Genomic DNA, 13,221 nt, shown 5'->3' on the forward strand with positions numbered 1-13,221 from the left:
CATCAGTCAGCAAACTCAGGCTTCTGCTTACTCATGTGCGCCGTCATCGCCACGCGCAGGTCCACCGACTGCAGCATGGCGGCGTTCCAGGTGGCGATGTACTCCAGGCCGTCATCAACGCGGTGATCGCGCATGTAGCGAATCATCTCTTTAGTGCCACGAATCGCCACTGGGGACTTACTGGCGATCTCGCGGGCAATGCCCATCACGCTATCCAGCAACGCATCGGCATCGGCATAAGTACGGTTGACCAAGCCAATGCTGCGGGCCTCTTCACCGTCGATGGTGCGCCCGGTAAAGGCCAGCTCGCGCATCATGCCGTCGCCAATAATGCGTGGCAGACGCTGCAGGGTGCCGACGTCCGCGGCCATGCCGATATCGATTTCCTTGATCGAGAACTGCGCATCGACCGTCGAATAACGCATGTCGCAGGCCGAGACCAGGTCAATCGCGCCACCCAGGCAATAGCCCTGAATGGCCGCCAGTACGGGCTTACGGCAATTGTCCACGGCATTAAATGAGGCTTGCAGTTCGAGAATTTTGCGCCGCAGTTTTTCTGCGTTGCGCCCGACATCAGGGCCCAACTGGCTGCCGACAGAGGCCAGCATCATCAGGTCGATGCCTGAGGAGAAATGCTTGCCCGCGCCCGAGATCACCACGGCGCGCACCTCATCGGTGTCGTCGACCCAGCGGAAAATATCGATGATTTCGCGCCAGAAGTCCGCGTTCATCGCATTCACTTTCTCTGGGCGATTGATCACCACGTGGGCGACCTTATCTGCCAACACGACATTAAAGGCTTTGTAGTCGGACACGGCAGTCATCCTCAGCTGGGGCGCAAGCGCACGATATGGATTTTTCTTATGCTAAAAATCGAGCAACTATAACAACCAACCGACAAATGTCGATGCCGGCCAGTGTGACGCAGAACACGCCATCAACCTTAAGCTCAATATTCACCTATCGGCGATAAGCGCTTGATCTACCGAGGCAACCTGAACGGAGCGGGGTTGCTTGTGACGGGCCGGGCGGTAAGCCCCGACCCGACGCGCCTCAGGCCTTGATGCAATCGACCGTATAGATCCCCTCCTCACGCTGTAGGCCATGCACATCGGCATCAAAGCCGGGGAAACTGCGATCGAAGGTGCGGGCAAAGGCCAGGTAATCAATGATCGAGCGCGTTTGCTCGGTAAAGCGCTCGCCCGGCATGATCAGCGGAATACCCGGCGGATAAGGCACCAGCATCACCGCAGCAATCCGCCCTTGCAGTTGCTCGATCGGCACAGCCTCAACCTCGCCGCGCACCAGCTGGTTGTAGGCATCGGCAGGTTTGATCGCCACTTCCGGCAGCACCGTGTACATACGCTTGAGCGCCTTGGCCGTGGCGTTTTCTCGATAGCAGGCATGCAAGGCATCGCACAGATCGCGCAAGCCCATGCCCTGATAGAAGGTTTTACCGGCCTGGGCAATCGACGGCAGCACATCGCTTAACGGCAGGTTGGCGTCGTAGCTGCGTTTGAACTCCAGCAGCTCGGTCAGCAGCGTGCTCCATTTACCCTTGGTAATGCCCATGGAGAACAGCACCAGGAAGGAATACAGGCCGGTTTTCTCCACCACCAGGCCACGCTCCCAGAGGAATTTACTGACCACCGCAGCAGGAATACCTCGCCCATCCAACGTGCCATCGGCCGTCAGCCCGGGTGTGACTAAGGTGACTTTGATTGGATCGAGCAGCACGTAATCTTCGGCGACATCACCAAAGCCATGCCAATCGGCTTGCGGCTGCAACAGCCAGTCCGCAGTCACCACATCATCTGTGCCTTCGGCCTTGGCCGGCTGCCAGATGCTGAACCACCAGTCATCAGCGCTGAGGTTCTGCCGCAAATTGGCCAGCGCGCGGCGGAAACTCAGGGCTTCATCGAAGGTTTCCTGAATCAGCGAGCGCCCAGCCGGCCCTTCCATCATCGCCGAGGCTACATCGAGTGAGGCGATGATGCCGTACTGCGGCGAGGTGGAGATGTGCATCATAAAGGCTTCGTTGAAGCGATCCCGATCCAGTTGGCGCGCACCGCCATCCTGCACATGAATCATCGAGGCCTGGCTGAATGCCGCCAGCAGCTTGTGCGTCGAGTGGGTGGTAAACACCAGTGGCGCGGCTTCGGTGCGCGCCGTACCCATGCCGTAGCGCCCGGCATAGAACTCGTGAAACGCCGCATAGGCGTACCAAGCCTCATCGAAGTGCAGCACCTCGACGCTGTTACCCAGGGTTTGTTTGATCAGTTCGGCGTTGTAACAGAGGCCGTCATAAGTGGAGTTGGTCACCACCACCAGCTTGACCATCGCCCCACTGCTGCTCGGCACACGACCGCGCGCCAGCGGGCTGGCATCGATCTTCGCCTGAATCGACTCGCGGCTGAATTCGGACAGCGGGATCGGCCCGATAATGCCCAGCTCATTGCGCTCCGGGCACAGGTACAGCGGGATCGCGCCGGTCATGATGATCGAATGCAAGATCGACTTATGGCAATTGCGATCCACCAGTACCAAATCATCGCGGCCGACCATGCTGTGCCAGACGATCTTGTTCGCAGTCGAGGTGCCGTTAATCACGAAATACGTGTGGTCAGCGCCGAAGTTACGCGCCGCGCGGGCTTCCGCCTCGGCCAGCGGGCCGGTGTGGTCAAGCAGCGAACCCAACTCCGGCACCGAGACAGATAAATCGGAACGCAAGGTATTCTCGCCAAAAAACTGGTGGAAGGCCTGCCCGACCGGGCTCTTGCGATACGCCACTCCGCCACCATGGCCGGGCGTGTGCCAGGAGTAGTTGGATTGCGCGGTGTGCTGTACCAGCGCCTTGAAGAACGGCGGCAGCAGACCATCCAGATAATTACGCGCCGCGCGTGCCACCTGCCGCGCAAGGAATGGCACGGTGTCTTCAAACAAATAAAGAATGCCGCGCAACTGATTGAGGTCAATCATCGCCTCGGCCGGGGCGTTTTCGATGGTGACTTGCTCGCCAATGGCAAAGATCGGCAGTTGCGGCGCACGGCGGCGGGCAATGCGGATCAGCTCAAGCATGTCCTGCAAAAGGTTGTTGTTCTCCCCCGCCCCCTCGGCAGCCACCAGAATGCAGGCCAGGCCGTGGTGGGTGGAAGCAACAATCCGCCCTTCGGCGGAACTGGCGGTAGAAAGAATACTGAAGCCGTCCTGCTCCAGCTCTTGGGCGATGGCGCGTACCCGGTCACCGGCCACGGTATCGGCCTTGATGTCACGGTGCACAATCAGGACGGGGAACTTTAGGTCTTTATACATTGTGGCGTCCCTGAAGAATGGCAGGTGCGGGGCCTGCCGATCGCTTCAGGTTAGAGGCTCGCACTGACTGGCGTAACCCCCCTCTACGTGACACTGTACGAAAAGGTCGCGAGTGAATAACTCGCGAGAAGTGGCTGCCGTTGCAACTCACTCAAGCGACAACCACCCTCGCCGCTCAGGCCTCGGCTTGCGGCTGCTCCATTTGCAGCCACAGCGGCAAGGCGCCGGCAGACTTCTCGATAATCGCCAGGCGCGCCCTGTGCTCAGCAAGCTCAGCTTCAGTGGCCTGAATCACCCGCGTGCGGGCACGCTCGGCAGGCAAACGACGAATCGCGGTGGGTTGCTGACGGCCATTGCCGTCACCTTCAGAACCATCACCGGCCAGGGACAGATTGGTCTGCCCGCCAGTCATGGTCAGGTAGACGTCGGCCAGAATCTCGGCGTCAAGCAAGGCGCCGTGCAGATCGCGGCCGGAGTTATCGACACCGTAACGCTTACACAGCGCATCGAGGTTGTTACGTTGCCCCGGATGCCGCTCACGGGCCATCAGCAGGGTGTCGAGGACCGAGCAGTAATCGCCGATCTCGGCGCGATCTGTCTGCCCCAGCAGGTTGAATTCGTTGGCAATAAAGCCGATATCGAACGCGGCGTTATGAATGATCAGCTGCGCGCCCTTGATGAATTCAAAGAACTCATCGGCGACATCCTTAAAGCGCGGCTTGTCCTTGAGGAACTCATCGGTAATACCGTGAACCGCGATTGCACCCTCATCGCTCTCACGATCCGGTTGCAGGTAAACGTGGAAGTGCCGCCCCGTCAGCCGGCGGCCAATCAGTTCAACACAACCAATTTCGATGATCCGGTGGCCGTCAGCCACCGGCATACCGGTGGTTTCAGTATCCAAAATCACGCTACGCATGCTTCAAACCTCGTACGTCATCAACACCACGATTGGCCAACTGGTCGGCGCGCTCGTTACCGGGATGCCCTGTATGGCCGCGCACCCACTGCCAGGTCACGGTATGGCGGTTGACCTGCTCATCGAGTTGCTGCCAAAGGTCAGCATTTTTCACCGGCTGCTTGGCGGCGGTTTTCCAGCCACGCTTCTTCCAGTTCGGCATCCAGTCTTGAATGCCCTGCATCACATACTGCGAATCGGTCACCAGGCGTACGTCGCACGAGCGCTTCAACTCGGCCAGGGCGCGGATGGCGGCGGTTAATTCCATGCGGTTATTAGTGGTATCCGCCTCGCCGCCCCACAACTCTTTTTCCACACCTTTGAAAATCATCAATGCGCCCCAGCCACCCACGCCAGGATTACCCTTGCAGGCGCCGTCGGTGTAGATCTCGACCTGTTCACTCATGTATCTGCAATCTCTCGCTCAATTTATCGGCCGGCTCTATTTCTGCGGTGTTTCTCGACGGCTGACTTTGGCTACAGGCATCGGCAGCAACGTCCCTACCTGCTGACGATTGGGCTGGCGCAGTGGGCGCAGGCCAATCACTAGTTTGCGCGCGACCAGCACGTAAACACCACCACCCGGCAACTGCCAGGCGGCGCCCACGCGCTCCAGCGGTGCCAGTCGTGCCTGCCAGGCCAGCGAAGAAAGCGGCGGACGATAGCACCCGAAGCGGCGTTTCTCCAGCGCGAAACCCAGCAGGTGCAACCAGTCACTGACCCGGCCGGGCGCAATGCAGCGTGCCTGACGCAGCGCATCGCGGGTGAATACATGGCGCATCCCCCAGCTGCTCATCGGGTTAATACCGACAATCAGCAAATGACCGCCGGGCCGCACGCTGCGCGCGGCTTCACGCAGCAGGCCGTGAGGCGACAGGCTGAAATCCAGACCGTGCTGCAATACCACCACATCGGCGGCATGTTCGGTCAACGGCCAGGCGTGTTCCTCGCAGACAATCTCGACGCCTTTGAACGGCGCGCCCACGCGCACACTGCGCTGAATCTGCTGGGCATCCGGCGGGGTATCGGCAGCCGGGCCGTAATGCACCATATAACCGCCAAAAAAACGCGCCAGCTCTTCTTCTAATAACGGCCGTTCCTGCTCGAGCAATAACTGCCCGAGCGGACCGGCCAGCCAACCGCGCGCCGCGCCTATGAGATCGAGCCACTCGCTATCGGCCTGAACAAACGGATGATCGGTCATAACAAATACCTACGTAGCCAGCACCGCTGTTGCGCCCTAAGATGAACCTTTATGCCCTGCTTAGCGACCTACTGATGATAAAAATCGACGCCCTGCCTGCATTCACCGACAACTATATCTGGCTGCTACAAGACGCCGAACAGCGCCGCTGCGCGGTTGTCGACCCGGGTGACGCAGCACCTGTAGAGGCCTGGCTGGCGGCTAATCCTGGCTGGCAGTTAAGCGATATCCTGATCACTCACCATCACTTTGACCATGTAGGTGGGGTGGAACGGCTCAAGGCCGTGACGGGCGCACGGGTGCTCGGCCCGGCCAACGAGAAGATACCCGCACGTGATCTACCACTGCGCGACGGCGACCTGGTAGAGATCCTCGGGTACAGTTTTGACGTCGTCGAAGTGCCAGGGCATACCCTCGGGCACATCGCTTATATCCAGCCTGAACAGCATTGGCTGTTTTGCGGTGACACCCTCTTTGCCGGTGGTTGTGGCCGGTTATTCGAAGGCACGCCCGAGCAAATGCACGCCTCACTCAGCCGCCTAGCCGCCCTGCCCGAGCAGACGCAAGTGTTCTGTACCCACGAGTACACCCTGAGCAACTTACGCTTCGCCGCCGCTGTTGAGCCTGAAAACCCCGAAATCAGCCAGCGCGTGGAACAAGTCAGTCAGTGGCGCGAAATCGGGCAGATCAGTCTGCCGTCATCCATAGGTTTGGAGCGTGCGACCAATCCGTTTCTACGCAGCGCAGAACCTTCAGTCATCGCCTGCATCGCTGGGCGCGAAGGGCCCGCAAGCCGCTCGCCAGTCGAGGTTTTTGCCGCGCTGCGCGCCTGGAAAGATCACTTCTAAACCTCGACAACCCCACAAAAAATCTGGTTAAAACTTGACCAATGGGATGCTCGTTTCTAGAATCGCCCGACCTTTTCGCCGGGAAGTACATCGCCGCCAATGCCTTTATCACCACGCAAGACCTTGAATTTAAAGGCATTAGCACGCGGCGCCGAGGCGCTTCTGGTGATCATATGCATAACTGTGGCGGGCTGTCAGAGCACCAACCAGCAGCACCTCGCCCCCGACCGCACAGTCGGCCTTGAGCAGGAACCGGAGTGGCTGAAAGACAGCGCCAAGGATGTTCCCGAAGCGCCTACAGACATTTGGGAGCGGGTACGCAACGGCTATCAGTTGCAAGAGACCATCACCCTCAACCCGCGCATCGAACAACAGCGGCTGTGGTTCGTCAGCAATCCATCGTTTATCGAAAAAGCCGGCGAACGCAGCAACCCCTACATCCACTTCATCGTTGAGCGCCTGGAAGAGCGCAATATGCCGATGGAGTTGGCACTGCTGCCGATGATCGAAAGTGCCTACAACCCCCAGGCCTACTCCCATGCTCATGCCGCCGGGCTCTGGCAGTTCATTCCGTCCACCGGGCGCTACTTCAACCTTCGCCAAACCAACTGGTACGACGGCCGCCGCGATGTGATGGCCTCGACTGATGCCGCCATCAGTTACCTGTCGCGCCTTAAAGAAATGTTCAACGGTGACTGGCTACTCGCACTGGCGGCCTATAACGCTGGTGAAGGCAGGGTCAGCCGGGCGATTGAGCGCAACCAGAAACTCGGCCTGCCGACCGATTACTGGAACCTTTCGCTGCCAACTGAAACGCAGAATTACGTGCCCAAGCTGTTAGCCCTGTCGCAGGTCGTGATGACGCCGCAGGCCTATGGCGTGAGCCTCGCCCCAGTGGCAAACGAACCTTACTTCGAACAGGTTGAGTTCAAGCAGCACATGGACTTGGCCCGTGTAGCCGCCATAGCCGGCCTGGATGAAGACGAGCTGTACCTGCTCAACCCCGCCTTTAAAAAAGGTATTACCCTGGATGGCCCACAGCATCTACTGGTGCCGACCGATAAGGCCGAACAACTGACTGCCAACCTGTCGCAAATGAAGCCCCAGGAGATGGTGCAATGGCAGCAGTACCGCGTGCGCTCGGGCGACAGCCTGCACAGCATTGCTAATCGCCACCAAGTCACCGTGAGCACCCTGAAGGACATCAATAAGCTCTCCGGCAGTCACTTACGCATCGGCCAGATGCTCAGCATTCCTGGCCAGCCTAGGGTAGTCGCCCGCGAAACGCTGCACCCACTGACCACAGTACAGCGCACACAACACCGCACCTACCGGGTGAAACGTGGCGATAGCCTCTGGCAGATCGCCAAGCATCATCAGGTCGCAGTTAAAGATGTGCGGCGCTGGAATAAGCTATCAGGCAATAGCCTGCAGGTTGGCCAGGTACTGACCCTACAAGCGGGCAAAACCAATAGCCCTAGGCAAAGCGCAACCTATTACAAGGTCCGCCAGGGCGATTCGCTTTACCTGATCGCCAAGCGCCTCAAGGTGCCGATGAAGACACTGCAGAACTGGAACCCCAAGGCGGGTAAAGCCATCAAGCCCGGCCAGACCCTGACGCTGTATAGCGCCGACTGATCAAGCCTTCTTGCTCATCGCCTCCAGGCAACGCCCGGTTAACTGGGTAAAGCGTTGGAAGGCGACAAATTGCTCATGCTTCAACGCCCGCCCGGACACCCGGCCGTCGGCGTACAGCAGGCCAATCTCCCGCGCACCGGCCAACAGCGGCGCAACAAAGAACATGCCCTGCCCCAGGCGCTGACGAATCGGCTGGGTGACTAACTCATTGAGGTTGTAGCTGGCCGGCACCCCCATCCATAGCGCCTCTTTATTGCGCAGGGCATAACTGAATATATGCGGCTGCTCCTGCTGGGAAACGGGCAAGATGAAATCATGCGCCCAACTCTCGGTACCCTCACCGATCACCCGTTTGGCGCGAAAACAGCTCTGCCCGTCGGCCAGCACCACCAGCATGATGCGCTCCAGCCCCGCGCCCTGATGCAGCCCCTTAAACAGGGTATCGAGCACCAGCCCCAGATCAGAACGCCGCGTCACCATCAACCCAAGGTCCTGCAGCGCTTGCTGCAAAACCAGCAAATTGGGCTGTAGCAACCGTGCTTTGCGCTGTTCGCGCTGCAGCAGAATTTGTTCCGGGTCGGTATTAGGAATCAGCTTGCACAGTTGGCTAGCGCCGAAGGTGGCAGCCATCTTCACCGTTTCCTCGGCACTGGCCAGCACTTGCTGCATGGCTTCCTCCGAGGTCACGCCAATAAAGCCAGCCAATTGCACGACCAAGGCGTCCATCGCCGGCGTATCCCAGCCGTCCAGCGCCGCCTGGCTGATCTTCACCCCCAAGGTCACCGCTTTGACTGCAGGGTCGTGCTGGCTGGTCGACTGATGCGCCAGGCTGACGGTGTCGCCCAGGTTCCAGCTTTTCACCAAGGCCTGGCTCAACTGACGAAAGCTGGTGCCCAGCACCTGCATCACCACCTCATCTTCTTCCGCCCCTGGTTGCGCCAGGGCACTGGCCAACTCATCGGCAACATCAGCCGCGCAGCCCCAGAATGCTAATTCACCGACGTTATGCAGCAACGCGGCGATAAACACCTCTTCATCGTTTTTAGCTAGCACGTAGCCGGCAATATTGCGCGCCTGCACGGCGGCATGGAACGAACGCGCCAGCAATTCGGCCAGCTGATCCCGCGAACTGCGGGCCAACAGCCCATCAATCAGGCTGACGGACAGGCCGATCTGCCGCACGTTATCGAAGCCGATCAGCACAATGGCCCGAGAGATGGTGCGAATGGTTTCCTGGGACGGGTTGTAATAGACGCTGTTGCCGATACGCAGGACCTTGGCGGTCAGCGCGGCATCACGCAACAGCACATCGGCTAATTGCTGAACCGATGATTTATCGCCCAGCGTCAGGCGATGCAGGTCATGCACCACCGAGGCCAGGGCGGGTAATTCGGCTTGATTAAAGCGATCAATCCATGACTGCAAACCATGGCATTTTGTAGCCAAATCAGTGTCCTCGTAATGAGTCGTTTCAGTGTAGTTAAATTGCCACTATTGCTTACCTGCGAGCCTACCCTTTTTCCAGCGGATACAAGCTGTTAATGTGCCTGACCAGCAGCCCCCAAGACGCCACGGATCGGATATTTCACTTGATACGTCCCCTCCTCTCGCTGTTCCTCTGCCTGGCCATTCATTCGCCTGCCTGGGCCACCCTGTATACAAGCCATGGCTACGCTCAGTTTGGCGAGCTGAAGTATCCCGCCAGCTTTACCCACTTTGCCTGGGTCAACCCGGAAGCGCCCAAGGGCGGCACGCTGCGGATGATGGCCAACGGCACCTTCGACACGCTCAACCCTTACACGCTCAAGGGCAGCAGCCCGATCAGCACGGCCAACTTTCTGCAATACGGCGTCAATGAGCTCAATGCGCCGCTGATGGTCGGCACCGGTGCCTATGACCCTTCGGGTGACGAACCCGCATCCAGCTATGGCCTGATTGCCGAATCAGTCGAATACAGCGATGACCGCAGCTGGGTGGTGTTCAACCTGCGCCCCGAAGCGCGTTTTCATGACGGTAAGCCGATTACCGCCTATGACGTAGCGTTCTCCTACCGTTTGCTGCTCAAGGAAGGCCACCCGCAGTACCGCAGCAACCTGCAGACAGTGAAACGGGTCGACATTCTCAACCGCCACAGCATCCGTTTTGTCCTTAAGCGCGCCGGCAGTTCGTTGTTGATTCTGCGCCTGGGCGAGTTGCCGGTGTTGCCGCAACATTACTGGAAAGGCCGCGACTTCAAGGCCACCACCTATGAGCCGCCCCTGGGCAGCGGGCCTTATCGCATCACCCAGGTCAGCCCTGGGCGCAGCCTGCGTTTTGAACGGGTCAAGGATTGGTGGGGCGCGAATCTGCCAGTTAACCGCGGCAAGTACAACTTCGACCGGGTCGACGTGGAGTTCTACCGCGACAGCCATGTCGCATTCGAAGCGTTCAAGGCCGGCGAATTCGATATTTATATCGAGCAGCAAGCGAAGAACTGGGCCAATGGCTACCGCTTCCCGGCGCTAAGCCGTGGTGAAGTCATTCGTGCCGAAATTGCCCACCAGATTCCGACGCAGACCCAGGCGCTGTTTATGAACACCCGCCGCGCGATGTTCAGCGACCGCAAAGTCCGTGAAGCCCTGGGCCTGATGTTTGACTTTGAATGGGCCAACCGCGCGCTATTCAACAGCTCCTACACCCGCGCCAAAAGCTATTACCCGAACAGTGAGTTCTCAGCCACCGGCAAACCGGAAGGCGCCGAATGGCTGCTGCTGTCGCCTTATCGCAAGCAGCTGCCGGCCCGCCTGTTTACCGAGCCATTTAGCATGCCGCAGACCGATGGCCGGGGCATCCCACGGGAAACCTTGCGCCGCGCCCTCGGTCTACTGGCCGATGCCGGCTGGAAGCTTTCAGGCCAGCGCCTACTCAATAGCCAAGGCCAGCCACTGAGCCTTGAGATACTGCTGGTTAACCCGAACCTTGAGCGGATTCTCCAGTCTTTTACCGAGAACCTCGCCAGTATTGGCATCCAAGCCAACCTGCGTACTGTCGACCGCGCCCAGTACAAGCAACGCCTTGATCAATACGACTTCGACATGATTCTGCTCACCCTGCCGCAAACCCTCAGCCCCGGTCTTGAGCAATCCCAATACTTCCATTCATCCCAGGCCAACACGAAAGGCGGTCGCAACTACGCGGGGGTTAATCACCCAGTGGTCGACGCCATGATTGAAAAGTTGCTGACGGCGCAAACGCGAACCGAGCAAGTGGCGGCCACTCGCGCCCTCGACCGCGTGCTGTTATGGCAGCACTACACCATTCCGAATTGGTATATCGACTACCACCGCCTGGCTTACCGCAACCGATTTGCCTTCGTCACCACGCCGCCCTACACCTTGGGCCTGCGCACTTGGTGGCTGAAATCCATGGAGAACGCTAAATGACCCATGCATTGCGCACCCTATTGATCCGTTTCAGCGGCATTGCCCTGCTTGGCGTTGCTGGTCTGGCGTTGGCCAGCCCCAAACACGCGCAAACCCTGTATGACGAGCCGCCCAAATACCCGGCCAACTTCAAGCACTTCGACTACGTCAACCCCGATGCGCCCAAAGGCGGCACCTTGCGCCAGGCCGGGTTTGGCGGCTTCGACAGCCTCAATCCGTTTATCAACAAGGGCGTGGCCGCCGATGACATCGGCCTGATTTACGACACCCTGACCCGCCATAGTCTGGATGAGCCTTTTACCGAATATGGCCTGATCGCAGAAAAAATCGAGAAAGCCCCAGACAACGCCTGGGTGCGCTTTTACCTACGCCCCGAAGCACGCTTCCATGACGGCCAGCCGGTCACCGCCGAAGACGTTAAATTCACCTTCGACACCCTGATGAGCCAGGGCGCACCGATGTACCGCGGCTATTACGCGGATGTCGACAAGGTCGTGGTCGAAAGCCCTCTGCGGGTTCGCTTCGTGTTCAAGCATGCCGGCAATCGTGAGCTGCCGCTGATCGTCGGCCAGCTACCGGTATTACCGAAACACTGGTGGGCAGAGCGCGATTTCAGCAAAGGCAATCTGGACATTCCACTTGGCAGCGGCCCCTACAAAGTGGCGGATGTACAAGCCGGACGCTCAATCCGCTATGAGCGGGTCGAGGACTGGTGGGGGAAAGACTTGCCGGTCAACCGCGGTTTCTACAACTTCGACACCCTGCAAATCGACTACTACCGCGATAACACCGTCGCCCTGGAAGCGCTCAAAGCCGGTCAATTCGACTACTGGCTGGAAATGAGCGCAAAAAACTGGGCCACCGCCTATAACACCGAAGCCGTGGCCAACGGCCAGCTGATCAAGGAAGAGATCGCCAACCACAACCCCACCGGCATGCAGGGGTTTATCTTCAACACGCGCCGCCCGCTTTTCAGCGACCGTCGGGTACGCGAAGCACTCGGCCTGCTGTTTGATTATGAGTGGACCAACCGCCAGCTGTTTAACGGCGCCTATACCCGCACCCGCAGCTACTTCGACAACTCCGAACTGGCGTCAATCGGCCTGCCTTCGGCCGACGAGCTGAAGCTGCTTGAACCTTTGCGCGAACAGGTACCGCCACAGGTGTTTACCGACGAATACCAGCCTTCGGTTACCGATGGCAGCGGCATCATTCGCGAGCAGCAGCGCCGTGCCTACCAGCTCTTGCAAGAAGCCGGCTGGCGTGTCGATGGCGACCAGATGCTCGACAGCACGGGCAAACCGGTGAGCATCGAATTCCTGCTGGCGCAAACCGAGTTCGAACGCGTATTGCTGCCATTCAAACGCAACCTGGCCGACCTCGGCATCGAGCTAGTGATCCGTCGCGTTGATGTATCCCAGTACATCAATCGCCTGCGCTCGCGTGATTACGACTTGATCGTGGGCGGCTTTGGCCAGTCCAACTCGCCCGGCAATGAGCAACGTGAATACTGGCACTCCAGCAGCGCCGACAACCCCGGCAGCCGTAATTTTATCGGCCTCAAAGACCCGGCCGTGGACAGCCTGGTTGAAGGCCTGATCAATGCTGACTCACGGCAGAGCCTGATCAGCTACACGCGCGCCCTCGACCGCGTGCTGTTGTGGGGCCATTACGTGGTGCCCAATTGGCACATCAAGACCTGGCGCGTGGCTTACTGGAACCGTTTCGAGCACCCCAAAGTCACTCCGCAATACGACATTGGCTTACATACCTGGTGGGCCCGCGCGCAATCACCCGAAGCGGCGGAGGCCAAGGCCACTGCAGACGTGGAGCAATAAG

10 protein-coding genes are annotated in these 13,221 nt (G+C 59.1%); 4 read left to right on the plus strand and 6 right to left on the minus strand.

What is annotated here, in order from left to right; all coding sequences use genetic code 11:
• Positions 1 to 2: 2 nt before the first annotated feature.
• The 5 genes from N1078_RS02695 to N1078_RS02715 all read right to left on the minus strand — a co-directional run bounded on the left by N1078_RS02695 (position 3) and on the right by N1078_RS02715 (position 5,474).
• A complete protein-coding gene (locus N1078_RS02695) occupies positions 3 to 815 on the minus strand; it encodes a crotonase/enoyl-CoA hydratase family protein (protein WP_274086660.1) in 813 nt (270 codons plus the stop codon).
• A gap of 238 nt (positions 816 to 1,053) precedes the next feature.
• Entirely contained in the window at positions 1,054 to 3,312 is a 2,259-nt protein-coding gene (locus N1078_RS02700; RefSeq protein ID WP_274086661.1) for an Orn/Lys/Arg decarboxylase N-terminal domain-containing protein, read from the minus strand.
• 175 nt (positions 3,313 to 3,487) lie between these two features.
• Positions 3,488 to 4,231 carry a DNA polymerase III subunit epsilon gene (gene dnaQ / locus N1078_RS02705; RefSeq protein WP_274086662.1) on the minus strand — a complete coding sequence of 248 codons (744 nt, stop codon included), beginning with the start codon at positions 4,229 to 4,231 and terminating at the stop codon, positions 3,488 to 3,490.
• Complete coding sequence (gene rnhA / locus N1078_RS02710; protein WP_274086663.1) at positions 4,224 to 4,676, minus strand: ribonuclease HI; 453 nt, start codon at positions 4,674 to 4,676, stop codon at positions 4,224 to 4,226. Before rnhA ends, dnaQ begins: the two co-directional genes overlap by 8 nt.
• 36 nt (positions 4,677 to 4,712) lie before the next feature.
• Positions 4,713 to 5,474 carry a class I SAM-dependent methyltransferase gene (locus N1078_RS02715; protein WP_274086664.1) on the minus strand — a complete coding sequence of 254 codons (762 nt, stop codon included), beginning with the start codon at positions 5,472 to 5,474 and terminating at the stop codon, positions 4,713 to 4,715.
• A gap of 74 nt (positions 5,475 to 5,548) precedes the next feature.
• Here N1078_RS02715 and gloB point away from each other — a divergent pair, with 74 nt between their 5' ends.
• Together gloB and N1078_RS02725 are read left to right on the plus strand one after the other, a co-directional pair.
• Positions 5,549 to 6,322, plus strand: coding sequence for a hydroxyacylglutathione hydrolase (gloB, locus tag N1078_RS02720; protein ID WP_274086735.1), 774 nt, complete (start codon positions 5,549 to 5,551; stop codon positions 6,320 to 6,322).
• Positions 6,323 to 6,421: 99 nt separating this feature from the next.
• Positions 6,422 to 7,960 carry a LysM peptidoglycan-binding domain-containing protein gene (locus tag N1078_RS02725; protein ID WP_274086665.1) on the plus strand — a complete coding sequence of 513 codons (1,539 nt, stop codon included), beginning with the start codon at positions 6,422 to 6,424 and terminating at the stop codon, positions 7,958 to 7,960.
• Here the strand turns inward: N1078_RS02725 and N1078_RS02730 are convergent, their stop codons facing one another.
• Positions 7,961 to 9,406, minus strand: coding sequence for an HDOD domain-containing protein (locus N1078_RS02730; RefSeq protein ID WP_274086666.1), 1,446 nt, complete (start codon positions 9,404 to 9,406; stop codon positions 7,961 to 7,963).
• Positions 9,407 to 9,552: 146 nt separating this feature from the next.
• Between N1078_RS02730 and N1078_RS02735 the strand changes: the two genes are divergently transcribed.
• Complete coding sequence (locus N1078_RS02735) at positions 9,553 to 11,382, plus strand: extracellular solute-binding protein (protein ID WP_274086736.1); 1,830 nt, start codon at positions 9,553 to 9,555, stop codon at positions 11,380 to 11,382.
• Positions 11,379 to 13,220, plus strand: a complete 1,842-nt coding sequence (locus N1078_RS02740) for an extracellular solute-binding protein (protein WP_274086667.1) — start codon at positions 11,379 to 11,381, stop codon at positions 13,218 to 13,220. The genes N1078_RS02735 and N1078_RS02740 overlap by 4 nt, the downstream gene beginning before the upstream one ends.
• Position 13,221 lies beyond the last annotated feature (1 nt).

The sequence above is a fragment of the Pseudomonas sp. MIL19 genome, assembly GCF_028680365.1.
GTDB classification, from domain to species: domain Bacteria; phylum Pseudomonadota; class Gammaproteobacteria; order Pseudomonadales; family Pseudomonadaceae; genus Aquipseudomonas; species Aquipseudomonas spirodelae.

Coding starts and splice junctions, on each gene's coding strand:
- N1078_RS02740 (WP_274086667.1), top strand. CDS start 11,379: ATGACCCATGCATTGCGCACCCTATTGATCCGTTTCAGCGGCATTGCC.
- gloB (WP_274086735.1), top strand. CDS start 5,549: ATGATAAAAATCGACGCCCTGCCTGCATTCACCGACAACTATATCTGG.
- dnaQ (WP_274086662.1), bottom strand. CDS start 4,231: ATGCGTAGCGTGATTTTGGATACTGAAACCACCGGTATGCCGGTGGCT.
- rnhA (WP_274086663.1), bottom strand. CDS start 4,676: ATGAGTGAACAGGTCGAGATCTACACCGACGGCGCCTGCAAGGGTAAT.
- N1078_RS02725 (WP_274086665.1), top strand. CDS start 6,422: ATGCCTTTATCACCACGCAAGACCTTGAATTTAAAGGCATTAGCACGC.
- N1078_RS02715 (WP_274086664.1), bottom strand. CDS start 5,474: ATGACCGATCATCCGTTTGTTCAGGCCGATAGCGAGTGGCTCGATCTC.
- N1078_RS02700 (WP_274086661.1), bottom strand. CDS start 3,312: ATGTATAAAGACCTAAAGTTCCCCGTCCTGATTGTGCACCGTGACATC.